Source organism: Gimesia sp. (assembly GCF_048262075.1).
Classification (GTDB): Bacteria; Planctomycetota; Planctomycetia; order Planctomycetales; family Planctomycetaceae; genus Gimesia.
Genome location: NZ_JBLXFK010000008.1, coordinates 275,928 through 297,556 on the forward strand (window position 1 = coordinate 275,928; position 21,629 = coordinate 297,556).

Genomic DNA, 21,629 nt, shown 5'->3' on the forward strand with positions numbered 1-21,629 from the left:
AGTATTCAAGGTCCGGGGCTCTGGTTGTAAAACCACGTGATTCAGAAAAACTAACGCTGTATTAAATGGGAAGTGGAGTTATAATCGGCGGCAAATTCGATTCCAGGACTCTTTCCTTTGTATGGATGCATTTGATGTTTCAGTTTTTCTCCGGTGCGAAGAAGCAGATCAAGAATAAAGTCAAACGGGCTGTGATCAGGCATCACCGCCGAACGGGAGCCGTTCTATTCAGCGACACGACACTTCGTGATGGCGAGCAGATGCCGGGAGCGACACTGGATCCCATCGAAAAACTGCAGATCGCGAAAGCCCTCGAAGCGGCTGGAGTGCATTCTCTCGATGCCGGGTTTCCTGCCTCCTCACAGGCTGATATTGATGCAATCCAGAGTATGGTGGGGGTGATCAAAAAACCTGTGTTAACGGCTTTGTGCAGAACTTTACCCGGTGATGTGGATGCAGCTGAAGAGGCGCTCGCGGGGAATCCACCTCACAAACGGGGCGTGAGTCTATTTTGTGGTACGAGTCCGTTACATCGTCAGTTCAAGCTGGAGAAAAGTAAATCGGAAGTACTGAAACTGATTGTGGACAGCATCCAGTATGCGGCAGAGAAGTTTGACATTGTGGCATTCAGCCCGGAGGATGCCAGCCGCACGGAAGTGGATTTTTTATGCGAAGTCTACCGGGAAGCGATCGCCGCGGGTGCGACGACTATTGGTTTTCCGGATACGGTGGGGATCTTAACACCCTGGAAAGCTCAGGATTTCATCTGTCGGATCCAGGATGAAGTACCCGGGATTGAAAACGTGCTGCTGGCGGTCCATTTCCATAATGATCTGGGGCTGGCGGTGGCGAACACTCTGGCCTGTATTGATGCCGGTGCGAATGTGGTGCAGTGTACTGTGAATGGGATTGGTGAGCGGGCTGGTAATGCGGCGCTGGAAGAGGTCGCTATGGCGTTGCACCTGCATCAGGAAGAATTCCAGCGTCCCCATCATCTGGATGTGTCTCGTCTGTCACCGCTTTGCAAGCTGGTAGCAGAATTGACCGGGGTTCCCCTGTCTCCTATGAAACCGGTTGCCGGCAGCAATATTTTTGCCACAGAGGCCGGCATTCACCAGGATGGTCTGTTGAAGAACCCCGATACTTATCTGCCTTACAGACCGGAAATGGTTGGAGAAACCGGTATCAGGCTGGTGCTGGGGCGTCATAGCGGCCGAAAAGCAATTTTGCATCGGCTCCATGAACTCGGTAAAGAGCCCAATGAGCAGATAGTACAGCGGGTCTTGCAGGCCATTAAAGAGCTTCCTAAGGGAGAACTCGTCGATGATGATCTGCTGATGAAGCTGACACGCTAGACTGTGTCCAGTATTACTGTAGCGTCTCCAGGTCCACTTGGACCGAGTATATTAGATTGACAGACGCTATGGTCAAATGTGACGCGCTCTAGAAGGCATCACATTTCACAATAGTGTCTCTCGTGCTATTGTCTCGGTTCCCATACTCCTGCAGATGCTAGCGTAGAACGGAACACAATTTGAGCATGTCGCTGCAGACTACCTGCCGGTTACCGTTTCAGGCTATTCAAAATAGTTTACAGCATTGCGGAAGAGTTGTATGCCGGCACCTTCTCCGGTGAGCCCCAGACGGGTCCACTGTGGATGCTGAGTGGCAAACAGAAATCGTTCCGGGTGTGGCATCAGTCCTAATACACGACCGGCAGGATCACTGAGGGCCGCGATGTTGCAGGCAGAACCATTCGGGTTTACAGGGTAAGGGAGGATTTCTTCCTGAAGTGTCGTTTCTGCATCTCCGGCAGTCCGGTAGCACATGGCGATCTGTTGATTGGCTTTCCAGCCTTCCACAATTGCAGGGTCACTGACGGCAATTCGACCTTCTGCGTGAGCGATCGGCAGTTCAATCTGATCGATGCCCTTCAGAAACACGTTTTGCGGAGCTACGACTCCCAGATTGACCCAGAGTGATGTGTATTTTCCATTCGTGTTCCAGGTCAGGGTGGCATCGCGGGTCTGTTCTGCCTGAGGGGGCCAGCCTGTTGCACCGTCGGGCAGGATTCCCGCTTTGAGCAGAACCTGAAATCCGTTACAGATGCCTAAAACCAGTTTATCGGCAGCGAGGAAGTTTCCAATAACATCAGCCAGTTGTCCCTGGAGATGGCTGGCAAAGATGACGCCTGCTCCTACATCGTCTCCATAACTGAAGCCTCCGGGCAGACAGAGGATCTGGTAATCATCCAGTTGGCTGGGGTTTTCCAGAAGTTTTAACAGATGAATCCGAGTCGACTCGGCTCCACACAAATCAAATGCATGTGCTGTCTCGATATCGCAGTTGGTGCCAGGGGCACGTAACACACAAACTTTGGGGGGAGTAGACATAAGAGCAGAATTCATCCTTTTGCAATTCAATTTCGATTCGCGAAGTCATTTCACCTCGTTACTGAGGATGCTATTCCGAAAACGGGTTTACTTCCAGCGTCAGCAGCCGCTTAGCATTCGAAAAAGCAGGTTTTCCTGGTTCCTCCAGTCTTGATCCTGATTGTACATTCATAAATATAGAAATACGAGTAAGTTAAGACAAAGAATCGGGTACAGATGAGTGAAAAATCAGTCTATTCGATGTCAATAGCATCTGTTATAGTTTCACTCTTATCCCAGAGCCCATTCCGGCTTAATTCTCCTCACGTGAGGACCGACCTGATTTTTTCTGAGTATTCTGTTTTATGAATCCCTGTTTTCGATTGTTGCTGATTACATTGCTGTTGCCTGTATGTGCAGGTTGCATTAATGCCTCTAATACGCGGATTTCCCGTGTTTTTTCGGGGCGTCAGGCAATGACTCGCAGCGATAAAATGGAAGAAAGAAAAATGCTGGAACTGGAAGATCCCTTGCCATCCAGTGCACTGGGACCTGGTGTCGTGCGTCCGCGTGAATTCAGTACACAGAGGACAGAGTCTCGACTGGCAATCGAACAGTCCATACGCACACGGCCTTACGTTCAGCCACGTCCGGGAGAAACTTTGCATCCCGTACCTCAATTATCGGGTGGGAATTCGAAATATCCAGAAGTGATCCGACCTTAATCGGACACGTGACCTGCTTTTTCCTGACTACTGCTTTTCATTATCTTGACATATCGTACAATGCAGTAAATGAGGTGATGCTTTCAACTCTGTTCAGGGTCAGTGGTTATTTTGCGATATCGATTTATTTACAAAGAACAACTGCCAGTCTTTCATATCATCTTTGTGAGACTTCTAATTGTTTCAGGTCTGATGATCGCAGGTGGACATCCCAACTTGATGGCACAGGCGGAGATCAACCGTTCCATTGATGCCCAGGGGAAAAAGTATTACACCCTGCCAACGCGGACTGCCGTCAATCGTGGACTGCAGTTTCTGGCCGAGCGCCAGCACACGGATGGCTCTTTTGGGTCAGGTACTACCTTTAAAAGTAATGTTGCGGTGACGGCACTGTGTGGAATGGCATTTCTCGCGGATGGAAGTACTCCAGGCAGAGGCAAGTATGGAATCCAGGTGCAGAAAGCCGTCGATTTCATTCTGGCATCCTGTAAGCCCTCGGGATATATCATTTCCCCGGATAGTATTTCTCATGGACCAATGTATGGACACGGTTTTGCCACGTTGTTTCTGGCCGAAGTTTATGGGATGACTCACAGCAAAGATGTGCGCGCGAAACTGGAAAAAGCAGTTGAGTTGATTGTGAAATCACAGAATTCCAAAGGGGGCTGGCGTTACACGCCAGAGAGCAAAGACGCGGATCTCTCAGTGACTGTCTGCCAGATAATGGCACTCCGGGCGGCGCGAAACTGTGGGATTTTTATTTCTAAAGATGTAATCGATCGGTGTATTGATTATGTGAAACAGAGCCAGAACCCGGATGGCGGTTTTCGCTATCAACTGGTGCGTCAGGCAGAGAGTGAGTTTCCCCGATCCGCTGCCGGCGTTGTCGCCTTATACAGTGCAGGTATCTACGAAGGCCCAGAAGTCGAAAACGGACTGGGGTATCTGATGCGACATCTGCCGAACCAGCGTTACTTTCGAGGCAGTCATTATTACTACGGTCAATATTACGCCGTGCAGGCAATGTGGCAGGCAGGCAGAAATTACTGGGAAGGCTGGTATACGGCAATTCGTGAAGAACTTCTTTCCGGGCAGATGTCCAGCGGCAGTTGGAGACCCGACAGTTCTAACTGTGTCGAATACAGTACCGCCATGTCGTGTATCGTACTGCAGATTCCCCGGAATAATATCCCCATCTTTCAACGTTAAGATATTTCAGCTTTAATCGTTCTTGGTGACCTCATGCGATCAGCCGTTCTCTTTACTCTCTACACGCTCATCGGACTCACAATTTTGAGTCAGACGCAGGCTGCAGATCTGGAGCAGGTGAGTGGGAAAACACTGAACGGGACGCTGATGGAAATTAAGCAGAACCAGTTGACGATGCAGGTGAAGACGGGGAGCAAAACTGTACCAGCCACTGATACCATTCGCATCGATCTGGATCATGCCCGCCTTCCCTGGAAAAAGACAGGCATGCTGATATTAGCAAACAATGATCGGATTCTGGGTGAACTGGTTCGTTCTGAAGAGGAATTTCTGCTGGTACGAATGACTGCACTCCCGGGGCAGCCAGAATGGCGCGTACCACTGGAGACTGTCACGACTGCTTATTTTGACTGGCCCGCATCGCGTTTCACGCGTACCGAATTGCTAAAAAAAGCAGACAGACCGAAGCAAAATGCCGATCTCTTCTTTTTGAAAAATGGAGATCATCTGCTGGGGGAATTCATCAGTTTCGATGAGAGTTCGTTTCGTTTTGACTCAAACGCAGGAGAAACTTCGGTTCCACGCGGGGGGATTCAGTTTTTCTGTTTCAATCCGGAACTGGTTAATTTTCCACAGCCTGATCAATTGCGGTATGTGTTGACCCTCACGAATGGGACCCGTGTTACCGTGTCGGAACTTGCATTGAAGCAGGAGATGGTCTCGGCGAAAACTGTATTTGGTGACAGTCTGGCTTGCCCGTTAAGCTTGATCGAAACGATTACGCCACGGGGTGGTAAAGCCGTTTCAGTTTCCGAACTGGAACCTTCCTCTTACCGGTTTACTCCTTATTTTAACCGAAAATGGGACTGGCAACGCAATCGAAACGTTATTCGAGGGCCTCTGGTTACAGAGGGAAAAGAATATTTCTCCGGCCTGGGGATGCACAGCGCTAGCGAACTGCAATACCAGTTGGATGGTAAATATACCGGCTTTCAGACCCTGATCGGGCTGGATGATTCCGCAACCGGGCGGGGAGATGTGGAAGTGCTGATTGTGGTAGACGAACGGGTTGTCTTGCATCAGTCGATTTCAGATGACGAGAGGCGGCTGGTCGAAGTCCCGCGCATTGATGTCACTGGCGTTCAGAAACTGACTCTGAAAGTCGAGTTTGGTAAGAATGCTGATATCGATGATCATGTGAACTGGCTGCGCCCGCTTCTGCTGCAGAAACAGTGAATTCGTTATTCTGTATCTCACGCAAAAGTTGACTTGTCAATCAGTAGCATCATGGAACAGTTTTATCTATTCTGGTTGAGAGCTTCGCATGATTGTCCCACCTGTTAATTCCAAACCATTACAAAGAAGACATCTAATGAAATCCATTTCTACACTGCTGTTTCTGATTATGCTGTGTTTTTCTGCATCGTTGCTTGCTGAAGAACAGGTCGATACTTCTCCGGCGCCTGTGAAGATTGTGAAAGTATTTCCCTATCTGAAAATTGATCGGCCGATCGTGATTACCCATGCAGGCGATGATTCGAACCGTCTGTTTATTGCCGCGCAAAAAGGGAAAATATTTGTTGTTCCGAACACGCCGGAAGATGAAGATCTGGAAGAAGGCAAGTTGTTCCTCGATATTTCGGAACGGGTGTCGTACCACGATAAGAAAAACGAAGAAGGTTTACTGGGACTGGCTTTTCATCCCGATTACAAAACCAATGGTGAATTTTTCGTCTACTACAGCACGCCCGGTAAATCGCATAATTATTCTGTGATTTCGCGTTTTCGAGTTTCTAAAGATGATCCTGATAAAGCGGTTGCCGATTCTGAAGAAGTTCTGATGCGTGTTGCACAACCCGCCTGGAATCATAATGGCGGAACAGTTGTTTTTGGGCCGGACGGTATGCTGTATATTGCTTTTGGCGACGGGGGAGCAGGAGGAGATGCTTTTCATAACGGTCAGAATCTTTCCAGCGTGCTGGGAAGTATCTGCCGGATCGATGTGGATCATAAGTCGGAAGGATTAAACTACGCGATTCCCAAAGATAACCCGTTTGAAGATGGAAAAAAAGCAACGTTCCCGACCATCCGCAAGGAAATCTGGGCATATGGATTACGCAACCCCTGGCGAATTGCCTTTGATCCGAAAACCGGTGTGCTGTGGGCAGGTGATGTCGGGCAAGGGATCTGGGAAGAGATCGATCTGATTGTCAAAGGTGGAAATTATGGCTGGTCAGTTCGTGAAGGGAAGCACCCGTTTGGTCTGAATGGCGTTGAGCCTCGTAAACATCTGATAGAGCCGATCTGGGAATACAATCATGAAGTCGGCAAATCGATCACGGGTGGTTCTGTCTATCGCGGTAAAGCGATTCCCGCCATCGTGGGAGCATACATTTATGGTGATTATGTTTCCGGCAAATTCTGGGCGTTGAACTATGATGCCGAGAATAAAAAGGTGACTGCTAACCATGTGATTGAATCTCCCAGTATCCCGATGATGACTTTCGGGACGGATCAGAATGGCGAAATGTTTCTCTCTTCTTCTTTCAGTGAAATCTTCATGCTGAAGGCGAAGTAAGTGATTTATACTTCAATAAAAAACCACGGCAGACCAGATCATGGTCTCCGTGGTTTTTTTTGTCTGAAACAGTAATTCAGAAAAGTCAGACTTCGACGGCGTACTCCTGCAGATCTTCGAGATCGACAAATTCGAGAGTCGAAATATGGCAGGCTTCCAGTTTGACACGGGGAGCCATCCCGGCTTCAAGCGCTTCTTTCCAGCGTTCGACGCACAGGCACCAGCGATCCCCCGGTTTCAAGCCCGGAAAATCGTACATGGGATGGGGGGTACTCAGGTCATTTCCACGCTCTTTCGAGAATTCAAGGAATTCCTCAGTCGCTTCAATGCACACCGTATGCAGCCCCACATCGGATCCGCCGGTATTGCAGCAGCCATCGCGATAAAATCCAGTGACAGGATCCATCGAGCAGGTTTCCAATTCTGTTCCGAGAACGTTTTTTGCTTTTTTCAAAGTCATATTAGACTGTGTCCAGTTTTATTGTAGCGTTTCCAAGGCTGTTTGCCCCGAATACATTCGATTGAGAGATGCTATACTTAAATGTGATGCGCTCTAGAACTGGTCTACCTCTCTATATGCTTCGATGACGGCCAGGTCGCCTTCTTTACCCGGTTTGGAATTTCCGTGTTCCATACCAATAATTCCATCAAAGCCTTTAGAATGAATGTGTTTGAACACATTCAGGTAATTGATTTCGCCGGTTCCCGGTTCTTTGCGACCCGGGTTATCTCCGGACTGAAAATACCCAATCTCATCCCAGCTGTTGTCGATGTTCACAATCAGATTACCCTCGGTAATCTGTTGGTGATAGATGTCAAACAGAATTTTACAGGCAGGACTGTCAACCGCTTTGCAGAGTGCGTAAGCCTGGGGAGAACCTTGCAGGAAAACTCCCCCATGATTGGCAAACCAGTTTAATGGTTCCAGAACCATGACCATTCCATGCGGTTCAAAGATGTCTGCACAGCGTCTGAGTAATTCAATCACGTTAGCAGTCTGATAGCCTTCAGCCAGTCGACTGCGGGGACCTTCGTCCAGATTTCCCGGAACGACGGTCATCCATTTCGCATTGACTCGCTTAGCGACTTCTACGGAATCTTTGATATCTTTCAGCACGGAATTCCAGACGTCTTTATCCTTGCGGGTAAAAGTCGTTTTGCCGATTGATCCGTGGGCGACGAATACACCCATCTCCATGTTCAGCTTTTCCATCGTATCTGCGATCTGCTGCTGCAGTTCTTTGGGTTTCTTTTTCATGCCGTTGTCTTCCCAGGCGGTGAACCCCTGGTCGGCAGCGAACTTCAGTTGATCAATGGGGTCATTGCCGGCAGCATTTTTAAACATACCGAAATGGGGACCGTATTTGAGCTGGAACGGTTTAGGCTCGTCTTCTCCTGCGGCTTGCGCAGCAGTCCCGGCTAAGATGGCGGCACTACCTGCTGCCATGCTGCTTTTCAGGAAATCTCGACGTTGCATCTGCTGAACTCCTTGATGTGGATTTAAATGCTGGTATGCGTCTCAATTTATGATGTCATGCACTGATATATTGAGAATCGAATTCAGGAATATTGAGACACGAATAAATTCTGGATTCGAGTGGAAGTTGATCGCAGAAATCATTCTAGCCAATATTGACTGGGGATGCACCCGATTTTACATGGAATCGGCTGACACATGCAAGAGTCGGTCAGGGTGCTGGGACAGGATATCCAGTGTACTGTTGCGTGTATTTTTCAGATGAGTCCGGGGAGTCGAATAACGACTACGATTCCAATGCCAGCCAGTAATACCAGCAGGCATTTCAGCAGAATCGAAAGCGGAGAAAGCAGCAATGTAGCTGTAACGACGAGGATCACAATCGAGATCGCCTGAATTTTGACGCTCAGACGTACGCCCCCATCCTGCTGCCATTCTTTGAGTACTTGACCGAGAACAGGCGACTTCAGTAGCGCTGCATTTAATCGCGGGGAGGTTCTGATCAGAAAATAACTGGTGAGTAAGAGAAAGGGTGTGGTTGGCAGAACAGGTAAAGCAACTCCCAGGACACCGAGCACAAAAAACATGGCCGCCAGAATGAGGAAGATGATTTTTTTAACGCCGGTGACAGTGGGAACGGTGGCTTGATCCAGTGTATCGAGAAATTCAGGATGAATTTCATCCAGGGCGATGCGCTCGAACGCGTGATCGGATTGATCAGGTTTACTGGAAAGGTCGTTTTGCGGCTGCGAATTACGAAGCATGTGATCCAAGATCTGAATGGGACATGAAACAGTAAGTGACTCTGGATTTTAACTGAATCCCGATTTGTCACAAGACCGAAACACCAGAACTCATATTGAGGCAGATCCCGCAAAACGACTGGGATCCATTCAACGGGAAGGCAACATGCCTCCGCGGACGGCGCCAGCCGCAGTGTTACCATAATTGTCCGCAAACAGCGGGTTCAGGGGGCGACTGTTGGGAACGGCTAACCAGACGCGCAGCAAATGCCGTTTCAAATGTAATTCCTCTGCGTCTTCAAAGTCATCACGTCGATGAAATGTGACCCAGTTATTCAGAAAGAGTAAGTCACCAGGTTCCTGCTGAAAGGTAACGCTCAATTCGGGAGATTCCGCTACCGCTTCCAGTTGGTCCAATGCCTCCCGTTGTTGCGGAGTCATATCGGGGAGTTCCGGGGAAGCATAAGCTCGATCGATTAATACCCGCAGAAAACTGCCGGCAAAATGTCCTTCCTGAACAGAAAAGACGGGTTGCTGACAGAACGGTTTCAGATTTCCTGCATCGACATTATGCCGGAGATAATAAAAGGGCTGCATCAGGATTTTCGTCAGTTTCGGAAAACGCAGACGCATTTCGTTAAAGAGCGAAACGGAACTGACCAGTTGGTTATTTCCTCCAGACTTTGCCTGTTGCAGGCAGAGAAAACCGATGACATCACAGCGGTCTGTGTGGAAGCTTAAGCGTTTTCGCGTGTTGGGACCGCGAGCTTCTTTCTGCCCGACCTGATAACCTTCATCCCGCACGTGAAATATTTTTTCGCCGCTGGCACTTTGCGATACCGGAGTACCAAGGTGAACTGAAATCAGCCAGAACAGGGTTTCTAACTCGGAAGCAGAATAGTTCTCTACCGGCAGGCGTTGTAACTGGCAGGCCCCTGAACCGGTTTCCAACTGTTGCTGGATCTCTCGTAAAACAGGTCCCAGATGGGGGAGGGGAAATCGGGTCGGGGTGATTTGTTCCGGCTGCAGATTTTCCAGAGAGATGGCATCAAGCGCCTGTTGAAGGTCGTCCCGATGAGATTGGGATAATGTGACACGCCAGTCGTCCCGGGTGAATAATTCATTGCCCTTCCAGGCTGCCGGTAGAGAAAACGCGGTCGGTAGATCGTCGGCAGCCTGCAGGTCACTCACGCTGAATCATCTCCTTTGAAATCAAAATCAACAGAGGTATGTCTTGGCTGATTTTAACAGATTGATTCATGGGAGAAAAGTTGCCTGCGCATTTCCAGTCGATTATTGCATAATCAGGTTTTTCTTATTTTCCTTTTGCAGACAGCGATTGATTACAGAAATAAGCCGCCTGCGGTCAATGGGCTTGCTAAGATATTCATTACAACCAGCTGCTATGCATTTTTCACGATCGCCTGGCATGACATTGGCTGTTAAAGCGACGATGGGTTTCATAAATCCCAGGGACCGTAGTCGGCGTGTTGTCGTATATCCATCCAGAACCGGCATTTGAATGTCCATCAGAATCAGATCATACTCGGCACCGATATCCTCATCCGGCATTTCATTTTTCTGCAGTTCATCCAGTGCCTGCTGACCATGTTCGACAACCTTTACTTCAGCCCCCGCTTTGCTTAATAAGAATTTGATCAGGCGTTGATTGTAGATGCCGTCTTCAACCAGCAGAATACGACTGTTTTGATTGAGCAGATCATAATTCACTTTAGACGTTTTAATTTCGCGGATAAAATTGGCAGAATTATACTGATCAATATTTTTACGCCTGAGATCTCCTGTGGCGATTGATAGTAAAATCGAAGTCTGAGAAGCTTCTCCTGGTTGGTGATAAACTGAGATCTGTCCTCCCAGTATTGCTGCCAGTTGCTTAGAGACAAACAGTCCCAACCCCGTTCCTCCACCTAAATCTGGCAAAGCGTGCCCTTCCAGTTGAGAACTGGACAGGAGCTGCTTTAATTGATTTATATGATTTATATTTAAGCTTTTATTTTCGAAGTTGATTTTGAATAACAGGAGTTCTTTTCCTTCTGGATTGGAATCAGAACTGATATTCAGATCGATGTTTCCTCTTTCGGTGATTTTAATTACCAGTCCCAGAATATTCGACAGTATTTGCTTGAGGCGAATCGGGTCTGACTTGATAGTTTCTGGAAGCTCTTGCTCAAATGCTACATTGAGTTTTAACTGTTTGAGCTCTGCTTTTCGACTCATCAGTGTTCGAACATTTTCAATTACAGTGTTGGGAGAGCATTCCAGTAGCTCCAGATCAAACCGGCCTTCTTCGATCTTCGATAGATCCAGAAAATTATTGACCGTATCCAGCAGATACTCCCCATTGATATGAATGGTTTCAGCGGAAGTCTGAGTAAATGGGTCCTGTGCTGATTCGAGGATCATTTCAGAGAAGCCCAGAATGGCAGTGAGAGGGGTACGGATTTCATGATTCATCATTGCCAGAAAGTTATTTTTATCCGCTTTCGCCTGATTCGCTTCCTGTCTTGAATAGTTTAATTCTTCTTCCGCCTGTACACGGCGTTGGATATCCGTCATTGATCCTGTCATTCTGATTGCCTGACCGGATTCATCACGCAAGACACTGGCATAACCACGAAACCAATGGTATGCGCCACCCTTGATTCGCAAACGGTACTCCAGATCAAAGCGGGTGTTTTTAATCAAAGCATCTTCAATTGCCTGAAATGTATGATCAACATCATCAGGATGCAGAAGAAGTTTCAACGTAGCCATGCTGGAATCGATTTCCTGGTTCTGGTATCCAATCAGCTCATAAAAGCGTGGGGACCACCATTGCTCTTTGGATTTCAGATCAATCCAGTCCCAGACTCCGTGATAGGAACAGTTCAGCAGCCCCTCCAGATGCTTTTCAATATTTCTGGTAGACTCGATCTGCTGATCCTGCCGTAGTAGATCGATACTGGTTGCGATATAGCCGGAAAACTCATTGGAAACAGAGGGGCGTAACTCGGCATGACATTGGAACCAACGGTATTGTCCATCAGATCGTTTCAGTCGATATTCACATTGAAACGCTGCTCGAGCCGCGAATGCATCTCGACAGGACTTCAGAAATCCATTCAAATCATTGGGATGAATGAACTGCTGCCAGCCGTCATTGAGATTCTGTTCGAGCGTACTGTTTGTGAACAGCAGCCATGCCTGATTGAACAGATCAAACTGCTGCTCTGAATTTATAGTCCAGATCAACAAGCTTTGGTTCCAACTGTTCTGAACAGGCTCTGATGTGGGGGTAGATGTCATTTGAAATTCCTGATAAAGCTTTGACGTTACTTACTTATTATCACTCTGAAAGTTCGTATAAACCTGGGTATATCTTGACTTTTTTAAATTCCGGAAGCTGGCAGCAAGTAAAGGAGTTTTAATAAAAGTAATCACCTCAGATTGAACGTACTCAGGTGGGGATACGATTCTCAATTTGCAGAAATCGTGAGGTATTACACTTGATTTCAAGGCAAAAAATACGGGAATCCGAACCGATTTAACAATTGAATTAATTAAAGGAATCAAACGTTACGTGACGTTTACTATATCGAGTATTCCCCTCCTCAATCTGACTGGCCATCAGTGAGATTAGTGTACTAAAATGCCAGGGTGCAAATCTGTGAATACTCCTTGAGTTTTAGCGGTATACGGTGGTATGTTTTTGAACTTTTCAAGGGGCCAGTTGATGAAGCAGATTCTTAATTATTTTGCCTACGGATCAAACCTTCATCCCCTCCGGCTGCAGGCCAGGATTGGGGCGTGTCAGGTGCAATCTGTGGCACAACTGGAAGGGGCGCGACTCTGTTTTCATAAAGTGGGTCTGGATGACTCGGGAAAATGTGACATCGTGCAGTCTGCTCAGCCTGGCTCAACGGTCTGGGGCGTTGTTTATCAGATCACCGCGGAACAAAAAATATTACTCGATCACTGCGAGTCGCTGGGAAGAGGGTATCAAATTCTCCATACCGAAGTCAGGTCAGCTGACGACCAACGTCTTCCCGTATTTACCTATCAGGCAATGGCTGAATACATTGACCCTCAGTTACAACCTTTTGACTGGTACCATGAATTTGTGTTTCACGGGGTCTGCTACCATGGCTTCCCAGTGGAGTACCGGGAAATGATCCATGCTGTCAATATGATCAAAGATCCAGACAGCGAACGGGCAACACACCAACAGATTTTATTGAGGGAACTCCGGAAGTCGTTTGAATCGAAGCAGGCAGATTGAATTTCGGAAAGACTTTTATTCACAGCCAGTGAGAAATGATTTCGTAAATCATTTCTTCTTCCAGAGTCTCGTGTGCCAGTAACTGATCGACCAGGTCTCCAATTGCCGACCAGTAAGAGTCTTCTCTTAGCAGGTGGTACAGGCTGATGGTCTGTTGCTCAAGATATTGCATACGTGGCTTGCGTTGTGGAACCAGGGCAGCGGCTGCTTGCCACGCCTGCTGCCAGTCACCCGACCATTCTGATACGAGTGCCGGATGAAACGGGTCTCCCGTATGGATCATTTCTGCAACGGGTCCCGCTAATGCGACCAGTACTGCTTTTTCAAGGCCGGATTTTTGATTGAATGCTCCTTCAGGCCAGGAAATCTGTGCGTCGCCAAAACGTTCCGGCCCATCATCCCAGTCAGGATCTACGGTTACAGAATGCACCCGGGCGCCTGCATAAACGGCAATCAGGACATGTCCTGCTTCGTGGTAAGCGGTGAGTTCTTCTGTCATAGCCGTTTCGGGGGGATTAAATAGAAAAGAGGGATGTAAAGAGTATGTCTTAAGCTTGACCGGGAATTAAATCAAACACTCCCATCTAGAGCAATCAGGAAATCAGAAAAATATGGAACAGGTGATCTGTTAATTAGTCTTCCTGTCAAATCAGATTCCTGCGGTAACAAAGATGTAGGGCCTGTTTCTTGCTTTGTATTGGTTTCACTCTGCTGTAGAATGAAGGCCTCAATTTGAGTTGAACCTGAAAAAGAAATTGTGAGTTTAACAACCTGGAGAAATACGACCAATGAATTTCGTTCGTCTAATCATCGTGGGCTGCCTGGGCCTGGCATTGATCACACAAACCGTTTCTGCAGCAGAGGAATATGATATCGTCATTTATGGCGGTACCTCTGGAGCAGTCACAGCTGCCGTTCAGGCAAAACGCCTGGGGAAGACTGTTGTGATTGTCTGTCCTGATCAACACCTGGGTGGTTTATCCAGTGGCGGCCTGGGTTGGACAGATACCGGTAATAAAGCCGTCATTGGTGGATTGGCGCGGGAGTTCTATCATCGAGTCTGGAAACATTATCAGTCCCCTCAGGCCTGGAAGTGGCAGAAACGTGAACAGTATGGCGATAAAGGGCAGGGGACTCCTGCGATTGATGGTAAGCAACGGACGATGTGGATTTTCGAACCGCATGTGGCTGAACAGGTCTTTGAAGAATTTGTGAAAGAGAATCAGATCCCCGTTTATCGTGACGAATGGCTGGACCGCAAACAGGGGGTGCGTAAAACAGCTGATAAAATCAGTTCCATCACGACCCTCAGCGGGAAAACATTTGCAGGCCGAATCTTTATCGATGCCACTTATGAAGGGGATCTCCTGGCCGCCGCCGGGGTGAACTATCATGTTGGACGTGAAGCAACCAGTGTGTATGGCGAAGAGTGGAATGGCGTCCAGACGGGAGTGTTGCATCACAGGCATCATTTCGGTCCAAATGCGGTCAAACAAAAAATCAGTCCTTATAAAACCCCCGGCGATCCTGCCAGCGGTTTACTCCCGCGCATTAGTGGCGCTGATCCCGGAAAATATGGTTCTGGTGATGACAAAATCCAGGCATACTGTTTTCGCATGTGCCTGACGAATCATGAGGAGAACCGTGTTCCCTTCCCTAAGCCTGAGGGATACGATCCAGCGCAGTATGAACTGATGCTGCGAATTTATAATGCTGGCTGGAGAGACACCTTTGCCAAGTTCGATCCGATTCCGAATTTCAAAACGGATACGAACAATCACGGCCCAATGAGTACAGACAACATCGGTTACAATTATGATTACCCGGAAGCTTCTTACGAACGCCGGAAAGAAATCATTCAGGAACACACCACTTATCAGCAGGGCTGGCTTTATTTTATTGCCAATGATCCACGTGTCCCCAGGGAAGTCCAGCAAAAAATGCGCAAGTGGGGACTGGCAAAAGATGAGTTTACTGATAACGGCAACTGGCCGCATCAACTCTATATCCGCGAAGCGCGCCGCATGATCGGCCAGTACGTGATGACGGAAAATGAACTCGTTAAAAAACGCCCCACACCCGATTCCGTAGGCATGGGGTCATATACCATGGATTCACATAACGTGCAGCGGTACGTGACTCCGGAGGGATACGTGCAGAACGAGGGTGATATCGGAGTTTCAACACATGGACCCTACGAAATTGCCTACGGGAGTTTGGTTCCGAAAAAAGGAGAATGCGGAAATTTACTGGTACCGGTTTGTGTTTCCAGTTCGCATATTGCCTTTGGTTCGATTCGCATGGAACCGGTGTTTATGATTCTGGGGCATTCCGCAGCAACAGCAGCAGCAATCGCCCTCGATCAGAACCTGGATGTGCAGGACGTACCTTATGCAACTCTGAAAGCACAACTCATCAAGGAAGGACAGGTTCTGGAAGCGCCTCCTGAGGTGAAGTATGGAAAGAATGGAGTAAATCCTGCGACCTTGAAAGGAATCGTTCTGGATGACAGCCAGGCAAAGCTCACCGGTGCCTGGACTACCAGCCGTTCCGCTAAAAAGTTTATTGGTTCCAGTTACAGTCACGAATCCAACACCCGCGATGGAAAAGCGATTGCACGATTTGAAACGAAAGTTCCTCAGGCAGGACGCTATGAAGTGCGTTATGCTTATACCCCAAATGGGAATCGAAGCTCTCAGGTGAACGTAAAACTGCAACATGCAAAGGGAACAGAAAACCACACGATCAACCAGAAAAAACTGCCTCCGCTGAAGGGACTGTTTGTTTCTCTGGGGGAGTATGATTTCACGCCGAATCAACCGGCGGTTGTCGAAGTATCAAATGCAGGTGCCGATGGCTATGTGATTATCGATGCGGTTCAGTGGGTTCCTGTGAATAAGTAATCAAGCTGTTTTCTTACCTCAAAATCGATTTAGGGGAGCCAGTCGTGTTAAGGCAAAGCATCGGTCTACCGTTTCTGTTGTGTTTGACTCTGGCGATGTTAATCAGTTATGAGGATCGGCTGGTCTCCGCCGCTGAGATTGATTCGAAAGAAAATGTCTCACTCGCCATGCGGAAGTCGAGTGAATATTTTCGTAACGACCTAGCCGTTCAGGGGGGCTATGTCTATTACTACAGCCTGGATCTGCGGGAACGCTGGGGGGAAGGAAAAGCCGGACCGGATCAGATCTGGGTACAGCCTCCGGGAACTCCGACAGTTGGGCTGGCATATCTGGCAGCCTACCGGGCCACGGGAGATTCGTTTTATCTTGATGCTGCCACTGACGCTGCCCTGGCCCTGGTTTATGGACAATTGAAGTCCGGCGGGTGGACGAATTCGATAGATTTTAATCCGAAAAGCAAATTGACTGCTGAATATCGGAATGGAAAAGGAAGGGGGCGTAATCATTCGACACTCGATGATGGCATCACTCAGTCCGCGATTCGTCTGTTGATTCACGTCGATCAGGCTCACCAGTTTCGGAATCAGAAAATTCACGAAGCGGCAGAGATCGCATTGAATGCTTTACTCGCAGCCCAGTTTCCGGTTGGTGCCTTTCCCCAGGTCTGGACTGAACCGGTACAAAAAGTGGAACCCAGAAAAGGGAACTTCCCAGACTACGACTGGCGGACCGAAGGGCGAATCAAGAATTACTGGGATTATTATACATTGAACGACGGATCAGCCGGTTATGTTACCAGGGCACTGATCGAAGCATACGAAATTTATCAGGACCCTCGATATCAACAGGCTGTCTTAAAACTGGGGGATTTTCTGATTGCATCACAACTGCCACAGCCTCAACCTGCCTGGGCGCAACAGTACAACTATGAAATGCAGCCCATCTGGGCGCGCCGCTTCGAGCCGCCAGCAGTGACGGGAGGCGAGACTCAGGATGTCATCGAAACACTGATGAAAATCTATCAATTCAGTGGGGGTGATGAGAAATACCTGGAACCGATTCCACAGGCTTTGGCCTGGCTGAAAAAATCCCAACTCCCGAATGGCCAACTGGCCCGCTACTATGAACTCAAAACAAACCGACCACTGTATATGACGCGGAGTGGAAAAAACTACAGTCTGACGTATGATGATGCAGATCTGCCTCGTCATTATGGCTGGAAAATTAAATCGAAACTTCCTCAACTGCAGCGGGAATATAATTTACTCAAGGCGGGTAAACAGCCATCCACAAAAGCGAGTCAGCGTGAACTATCGGCTCAGGTTAAAACCATTTTGAAAAACCTGGATCCTCAAGCACGCTGGATCAGTACCAGTACCGGAGAGCGTCTCGTGGGACAGCCTAAATTTCCAGTCAACCGCAAGTACATCGCCAGTGAGGTCTTCAGCGAAAATCTGCAGACGCTAAGTACCTATCTGCAGTTACTCAATGCCGATTGAATCTATGGCAGTGAACTCAGTGGGGAACACCATTCAAGTGGAAGATGGAGTTCATTGTGATGACTTTTGTTTCACCCTGCTGGTAGCGAATGAGGTTGATCCCGGTATTGGTCTGCGCAATGTCTTTGGCCTTGCTGATTTCCAACCCCAGTAACCGTGCCAGGTAAACCCGGTTCACTACATTGTGCGCGACTACGACAATCGTTTCTCCCAGATGTTGATCCAGCAGGTTTTGGAGGGCGGGCTCTGCCCGGTTGAGCACATCGCCGTACGATTCTCCCCCTTCGTATCGGTTAAGATGGGGATCATGCATAAACGCTTCGTAAGCTTCTGGAAACTCCTGCATGATGATGTCCCATGATTTTCCTTCCCAGAGCCCTACATCACATTCATGGATTTCAGGTACTACTCCAGGAGTCAGTCCCTGTGGTTTGCAGACTGCTTCCGCAGTTTCCCGGGCTCGGATCATGGGGCTGCTGTAGACATGATGGATCGGACTGGTGGAAAAAAGAAACTGGCCTAACGCAGCCGCCTGTTTTTGTCCCGATTCACTCAGGCTGGGGTTGATCCCACAGCCTTGCAGGATGTAGGGACGCTGTTCATTGGGAGGCGTGGCACCATGGCGAATCAGGAGCAGGTTTGTAGCATCAGATTCCGGGTAAGGTACCAGTTTGGGAGGTTTCATGTCGGGGCCTGTCTAGACTGTGTCCAGTTTTACAGTAGCGTCTCCAGGTCCATTTGGATCGAGTATGTCAGATGGACAGATGCTGTGGTTCAATGTGATGCGCTCTAGATAATGATAACGAACTCTTACCGGTCTGGTTGCTTGTGAGACAGTTTTGCTGCTGCTTTGATTGCTTCGATGATACCTCGGGTATCGGGAACTATATCGCTCCAGGCGATATCAAAGGCTGTACCATGGCTGGGGCTGGTTCTGACAATCGGCAGACCAAGCGTGATGTTGACTGCCTGGTCAAAGCCGAGCAGTTTGAACGGAATATGTCCCTGGTCGTGATACATGGCGACGACCGCATCGAACTCGCCATGGACGGCTCTGCGAATCAGCGTGTCTGCAGGCAGCGGTCCGGTTACGTCAAGCCCTGATTGAATGGCCAGTTCGACCGCGGGGGCGATGATTTGTGCTTCCTCATCGCCAAACAGGCCATGCTCACCGGCATGCGGATTCAGAGCGCAGACGGCAACGCGGGGTTGAACTGCTCCCATTTTCTGCATCAGTCCCGAGATGAGTCTGATTTTTTCAAAGATCGCATCCGTATTGAGTAAACCGGGAACGCTGGCAATGGATGTGTGCAAGGTGGTGTGGACGATGCCCAGGCCAACGGGGGGCTGGATCGCAGTACCATGGGGCAGGTAGAGCATCATACCAAAGTCTGCGACTCCACAGCGGTCAGCCAGGATTTCGGTGTGACCGGGGTAATCAATGCCTGCCAGTCGCAGTGATTCCTTATTCAGTGGAGCTGTGGTAATAGCATCCACCTTTCTGGACAGACAATCATCAATGGCACTCACCAGGTAATCATAGGCCCCCTGGCCTGCGCGGGCATCGATTTCACAGGGGACTGCGTCAGCGACATCTGATTTTCCACGATCAATGCAGTTTGCAATTCCAGACTGGAATTCCAGGTTATCTGAAACGGATTCGATCTCGCGGGTTTGCAACCGGGAACCGGATAGTTCCGAGGCACGCCTGAGAACCGCGGCATTACCATAAACAACTGGGCGACAGATCTGAAAAATCTCAGATCCTCGACAGAGCAGGTCCAGCAATTGTGGCCCAATGCCCGAGACGTCCCCCATGGTTAACGCGATGAGCGGCAGTTTCATAGTGATTCGAAAATTTCACATTCGGACAGGGGAAGTCCCTGGCGGTCTTTTTCAGACAGGATTGGTTCGCCAGTCAGAGGCCATTCAATTTCTAATGCAGGATCATTCCAGAGCAGGGTTCGTTCATGTTCCGGGAAATAATAGTCGCTGCATTTATACATGAAGTCAGCACGCGGACTGATGACATAAAATCCGTGAGCAAATCCTGCGGGCACAAAGAGTTGTTTGTGATTCTCTGCTGACAGCAGGACCGAGATCGATTTTCCGAATGTAGGAGAATTTTTTCTGAGATCAACGCAGACATCCAGAATTTCACCCTCCACTGCAAAAACCAGTTTTGCCTGGGGCCGCTGGATCTGAAAGTGTAATCCCCGCAGGATACCAGCGGAGGACCGGGAATGATTGTCCTGTACGAATGATTTCGTGATTCCCGCCTGTTCGTAGCGTTCCTGCTGGAAGGTCTCCTTGAAGAATCCACGATCATCAGAAAAAACGCGAGGTGTGATGATCACTAAGCCGGGAAATTCAGTCTGTTGTATATCCATATGACAACAAATTCTTTCTTGAGAGGAGAAGGGCTTTCATGAGACGCATGTTGAAAAAAGAAGACGTGGGCTAATAATAGCGAATATTCTGTTGGTTAAAAGCAATGCTAAGAGTCCGATCTCTGAGTTTTTAAAATCTTTACATGTGCCTGAAACATACACAAGTCCAATTATTAAATGAATTTAGAATAACTGACTACCTCTGAGTTTTTCCTGTTTTTTCTTGAAAAGTCTGACCTGTATCGCGTATTCTATAGTCAACACATATTACCTGAGGGATACAGCCTTACCAGATGTTAAGTGAAGCCTTATGAGACGAACCCCTGAAATCATTATCAGAACGGCAGTTAATGTTATGCTGAGATCCCTTCTCACTTGCGCATTCCTGTTTGCTGCCGGTGTTTCAGCAGTCCCTTTGTTTGCGCAGGACGTCAAAGTTCAGAAGCCGGTTTCTGTAGCCCCTGCGGCAAAACTGTCAGAGGTGTTCTTTAAAACGGTTCCTGATTCTCTTGAAGATTTGCAGGAAATAGAGCGACAGGTTACATCACTGACCAGAACTGCCATTGAAAGTACGGTTTCTGTTCGTGTGGGGGAAGCACAGGGCAGCGGCGTGATTATCGATAACAAGGCTGGCTATATTTTAACTGCAGCACATGTGATTGGCCTGGCGCAGAAAAATGCAACGATCATTCTGCATGATGGAAGAACCTTAAAAGGGCGAACCATGGGTTTGAACCGGGGGCTCGACGCCGGTCTGGTCAAATTGGTGGAAGATGATGATGTAGATATCAGCAAACTCTCTGCAGTGAAAATGGGAGACATTTCTGAAATCGAGGCGGGAGAATGGGTCATGGCGACCGGTCATCCCAATGGCTATCAGTCAGGACGGGCACCTGTTGTGCGACTGGGGAGAATTGTCTCTCGTAAAAAACACTTGTTACAAACCGATTGTACTCTCATCGGCGGTGATTCAGGGGGCCCCCTGTTTAACATGCAGGGGCAGGTTGTGGGAATCCACAGTCGAATTGGTCCCTCCACCAGCTGGAATTTTCATATTCCCGTCTCTGCTTTTCAGGATGACTGGCAAAAGCTTGTTTCTGGTGATGTGTGGGGCGCAAAACCCCTTGGGCAGAATGCTGTATTGGGAGTGAATGGTGAAGATACAGACCGTGGCTGTAAAGTGACAGGAGTCACCCGAGGGTTTCCTGCTGAAATTGCCGGGTTACAAACAGGTGATATTATTATTCAACTTAATGATGAGAAGATTACAGGAATCGAACAGCTTGCCGGGGTTGTACAACAATATAAGCCAGGTCAGACAGTTCAGATTACACTGATTCGCGCCGGTAAGAACATGGCGTTCGAAGTACAGCTCGCTGCACGGGATTGATGAACGACAACAAAAAATTTCGATCTTGGTTTCTGCTCCGAAAAAAAGATCACCGAAATAATCT

19 protein-coding genes are annotated in these 21,629 nt (G+C 48.4%); 9 read left to right on the forward strand and 10 right to left on the reverse strand.

The window, feature by feature from the left end:
• Positions 1 to 134: 134 nt before the first annotated feature.
• Positions 135 to 1,355: a 2-isopropylmalate synthase gene (locus tag ACN0YH_RS17310; protein WP_417380830.1), complete on the forward strand. Its 1,221-nt coding sequence runs from the start codon at positions 135 to 137 to the stop codon at positions 1,353 to 1,355.
• 222 nt (positions 1,356 to 1,577) lie between these two features.
• On the opposite strand, the gene ACN0YH_RS17315 is transcribed toward ACN0YH_RS17310, so the two are convergent.
• Positions 1,578 to 2,393, reverse strand: a complete 816-nt coding sequence (locus ACN0YH_RS17315; RefSeq protein WP_417380831.1) for a phosphoribosylformylglycinamidine synthase subunit PurQ — start codon at positions 2,391 to 2,393, stop codon at positions 1,578 to 1,580.
• 455 nt (positions 2,394 to 2,848) lie between these two features.
• On the opposite strand from ACN0YH_RS17315, the gene ACN0YH_RS17320 reads away from it, so the two are divergent.
• The 4 genes from ACN0YH_RS17320 to ACN0YH_RS17335 all read left to right on the forward strand — a co-directional run bounded on the left by ACN0YH_RS17320 (position 2,849) and on the right by ACN0YH_RS17335 (position 6,884).
• A complete protein-coding gene (locus ACN0YH_RS17320) occupies positions 2,849 to 3,097 on the forward strand; it encodes a hypothetical protein (protein ID WP_417380832.1) in 249 nt (82 codons plus the stop codon).
• Positions 3,098 to 3,208: 111 nt separating this feature from the next.
• On the forward strand, positions 3,209 to 4,306 hold the full coding sequence (locus ACN0YH_RS17325) for a prenyltransferase/squalene oxidase repeat-containing protein (RefSeq protein WP_417380833.1): 1,098 nt from the start codon (positions 3,209 to 3,211) through the stop codon (positions 4,304 to 4,306).
• Positions 4,307 to 4,339: 33 nt separating this feature from the next.
• Entirely contained in the window at positions 4,340 to 5,542 is a 1,203-nt protein-coding gene (locus tag ACN0YH_RS17330) for an NPCBM/NEW2 domain-containing protein (RefSeq protein ID WP_417380834.1), read from the forward strand.
• A 136-nt stretch (positions 5,543 to 5,678) separates the two neighbouring features.
• A complete protein-coding gene (locus tag ACN0YH_RS17335; RefSeq protein WP_417380835.1) occupies positions 5,679 to 6,884 on the forward strand; it encodes a PQQ-dependent sugar dehydrogenase in 1,206 nt (401 codons plus the stop codon).
• A gap of 85 nt (positions 6,885 to 6,969) precedes the next feature.
• On the opposite strand, the gene ACN0YH_RS17340 is transcribed toward ACN0YH_RS17335, so the two are convergent.
• The 5 genes from ACN0YH_RS17340 to ACN0YH_RS17360 form a co-directional block, all read right to left on the reverse strand.
• Positions 6,970 to 7,344 (reverse strand): DUF2237 family protein, encoded by a 375-nt coding sequence (locus ACN0YH_RS17340; RefSeq protein ID WP_417380836.1) that lies wholly within the window; start codon positions 7,342 to 7,344, stop codon positions 6,970 to 6,972.
• 93 nt (positions 7,345 to 7,437) lie between these two features.
• The gene (locus ACN0YH_RS17345; protein ID WP_417380837.1) at positions 7,438 to 8,361 is read right to left on the reverse strand and encodes a TIM barrel protein; all 924 of its coding nucleotides are present in this window, start codon (positions 8,359 to 8,361) and stop codon (positions 7,438 to 7,440) included.
• Between the two features lie 257 nt (positions 8,362 to 8,618).
• The gene (locus tag ACN0YH_RS17350) at positions 8,619 to 9,125 is read right to left on the reverse strand and encodes a YbaN family protein (protein ID WP_417380838.1); all 507 of its coding nucleotides are present in this window, start codon (positions 9,123 to 9,125) and stop codon (positions 8,619 to 8,621) included.
• A 129-nt stretch (positions 9,126 to 9,254) separates the two neighbouring features.
• Positions 9,255 to 10,295, reverse strand: coding sequence for a TauD/TfdA family dioxygenase (locus tag ACN0YH_RS17355; protein WP_417380839.1), 1,041 nt, complete (start codon positions 10,293 to 10,295; stop codon positions 9,255 to 9,257).
• A 102-nt stretch (positions 10,296 to 10,397) separates the two neighbouring features.
• Positions 10,398 to 12,410, reverse strand: a complete 2,013-nt coding sequence (locus tag ACN0YH_RS17360) for a PAS domain-containing protein (protein WP_417380840.1) — start codon at positions 12,408 to 12,410, stop codon at positions 10,398 to 10,400.
• Between the two features lie 427 nt (positions 12,411 to 12,837).
• Between ACN0YH_RS17360 and ACN0YH_RS17365 the strand changes: the two genes are divergently transcribed.
• Positions 12,838 to 13,383 (forward strand): gamma-glutamylcyclotransferase family protein, encoded by a 546-nt coding sequence (locus tag ACN0YH_RS17365; RefSeq protein ID WP_417380841.1) that lies wholly within the window; start codon positions 12,838 to 12,840, stop codon positions 13,381 to 13,383.
• A gap of 19 nt (positions 13,384 to 13,402) precedes the next feature.
• Here ACN0YH_RS17365 and ACN0YH_RS17370 read toward each other — a convergent pair whose 3' ends face one another.
• Positions 13,403 to 13,882, reverse strand: coding sequence for a hypothetical protein (locus ACN0YH_RS17370; RefSeq protein WP_417380842.1), 480 nt, complete (start codon positions 13,880 to 13,882; stop codon positions 13,403 to 13,405).
• 289 nt (positions 13,883 to 14,171) lie between these two features.
• Here ACN0YH_RS17370 and ACN0YH_RS17375 point away from each other — a divergent pair, with 289 nt between their 5' ends.
• Complete coding sequence (locus ACN0YH_RS17375; protein ID WP_417380843.1) at positions 14,172 to 16,286, forward strand: FAD-dependent oxidoreductase; 2,115 nt, start codon at positions 14,172 to 14,174, stop codon at positions 16,284 to 16,286.
• A 44-nt stretch (positions 16,287 to 16,330) separates the two neighbouring features.
• Positions 16,331 to 17,785, forward strand: coding sequence for a pectate lyase (locus tag ACN0YH_RS17380; RefSeq protein WP_417380844.1), 1,455 nt, complete (start codon positions 16,331 to 16,333; stop codon positions 17,783 to 17,785).
• Positions 17,786 to 17,801: 16 nt separating this feature from the next.
• Here the strand turns inward: ACN0YH_RS17380 and ACN0YH_RS17385 are convergent, their stop codons facing one another.
• From ACN0YH_RS17385 to rfbC, 3 genes are all read right to left on the reverse strand, one after another.
• Positions 17,802 to 18,470 carry a histidine phosphatase family protein gene (locus tag ACN0YH_RS17385; RefSeq protein WP_417380845.1) on the reverse strand — a complete coding sequence of 223 codons (669 nt, stop codon included), beginning with the start codon at positions 18,468 to 18,470 and terminating at the stop codon, positions 17,802 to 17,804.
• Between the two features lie 125 nt (positions 18,471 to 18,595).
• Positions 18,596 to 19,630 carry a 4-hydroxythreonine-4-phosphate dehydrogenase PdxA gene (gene pdxA / locus ACN0YH_RS17390; protein WP_417380846.1) on the reverse strand — a complete coding sequence of 345 codons (1,035 nt, stop codon included), beginning with the start codon at positions 19,628 to 19,630 and terminating at the stop codon, positions 18,596 to 18,598.
• Positions 19,627 to 20,175, reverse strand: a complete 549-nt coding sequence (gene rfbC, locus ACN0YH_RS17395) for a dTDP-4-dehydrorhamnose 3,5-epimerase (protein WP_417380847.1) — start codon at positions 20,173 to 20,175, stop codon at positions 19,627 to 19,629. Before rfbC ends, pdxA begins: the two co-directional genes overlap by 4 nt.
• A gap of 355 nt (positions 20,176 to 20,530) precedes the next feature.
• Between rfbC and ACN0YH_RS17400 the strand changes: the two genes are divergently transcribed.
• On the forward strand, positions 20,531 to 21,565 hold the full coding sequence (locus ACN0YH_RS17400) for a S1C family serine protease (RefSeq protein ID WP_417380848.1): 1,035 nt from the start codon (positions 20,531 to 20,533) through the stop codon (positions 21,563 to 21,565).
• The last annotated feature ends 64 nt before the right edge of the window (positions 21,566 to 21,629 follow it).

Bases quoted from the DNA above. Each gene is read 5' to 3' on its own strand.
- ACN0YH_RS17310 (WP_417380830.1), top strand. From the start codon at position 135: ATGTTTCAGTTTTTCTCCGGTGCGAAGAAGCAGATCAAGAATAAAGTC.
- ACN0YH_RS17315 (WP_417380831.1), bottom strand. From the start codon at position 2,393: ATGTCTACTCCCCCCAAAGTTTGTGTGTTACGTGCCCCTGGCACCAAC.
- ACN0YH_RS17320 (WP_417380832.1), top strand. From the start codon at position 2,849: ATGACTCGCAGCGATAAAATGGAAGAAAGAAAAATGCTGGAACTGGAA.
- ACN0YH_RS17330 (WP_417380834.1), top strand. From the start codon at position 4,340: ATGCGATCAGCCGTTCTCTTTACTCTCTACACGCTCATCGGACTCACA.
- ACN0YH_RS17335 (WP_417380835.1), top strand. From the start codon at position 5,679: ATGAAATCCATTTCTACACTGCTGTTTCTGATTATGCTGTGTTTTTCT.
- ACN0YH_RS17340 (WP_417380836.1), bottom strand. From the start codon at position 7,344: ATGACTTTGAAAAAAGCAAAAAACGTTCTCGGAACAGAATTGGAAACC.
- ACN0YH_RS17345 (WP_417380837.1), bottom strand. From the start codon at position 8,361: ATGCAACGTCGAGATTTCCTGAAAAGCAGCATGGCAGCAGGTAGTGCC.
- ACN0YH_RS17350 (WP_417380838.1), bottom strand. From the start codon at position 9,125: ATGCTTCGTAATTCGCAGCCGCAAAACGACCTTTCCAGTAAACCTGAT.
- ACN0YH_RS17360 (WP_417380840.1), bottom strand. From the start codon at position 12,410: ATGACATCTACCCCCACATCAGAGCCTGTTCAGAACAGTTGGAACCAA.
- ACN0YH_RS17365 (WP_417380841.1), top strand. From the start codon at position 12,838: ATGAAGCAGATTCTTAATTATTTTGCCTACGGATCAAACCTTCATCCC.
- ACN0YH_RS17370 (WP_417380842.1), bottom strand. From the start codon at position 13,882: ATGACAGAAGAACTCACCGCTTACCACGAAGCAGGACATGTCCTGATT.
- ACN0YH_RS17375 (WP_417380843.1), top strand. From the start codon at position 14,172: ATGAATTTCGTTCGTCTAATCATCGTGGGCTGCCTGGGCCTGGCATTG.
- ACN0YH_RS17385 (WP_417380845.1), bottom strand. From the start codon at position 18,470: ATGAAACCTCCCAAACTGGTACCTTACCCGGAATCTGATGCTACAAAC.
- pdxA (WP_417380846.1), bottom strand. From the start codon at position 19,630: ATGAAACTGCCGCTCATCGCGTTAACCATGGGGGACGTCTCGGGCATT.
- rfbC (WP_417380847.1), bottom strand. From the start codon at position 20,175: ATGGATATACAACAGACTGAATTTCCCGGCTTAGTGATCATCACACCT.
- ACN0YH_RS17400 (WP_417380848.1), top strand. From the start codon at position 20,531: ATGCTGAGATCCCTTCTCACTTGCGCATTCCTGTTTGCTGCCGGTGTT.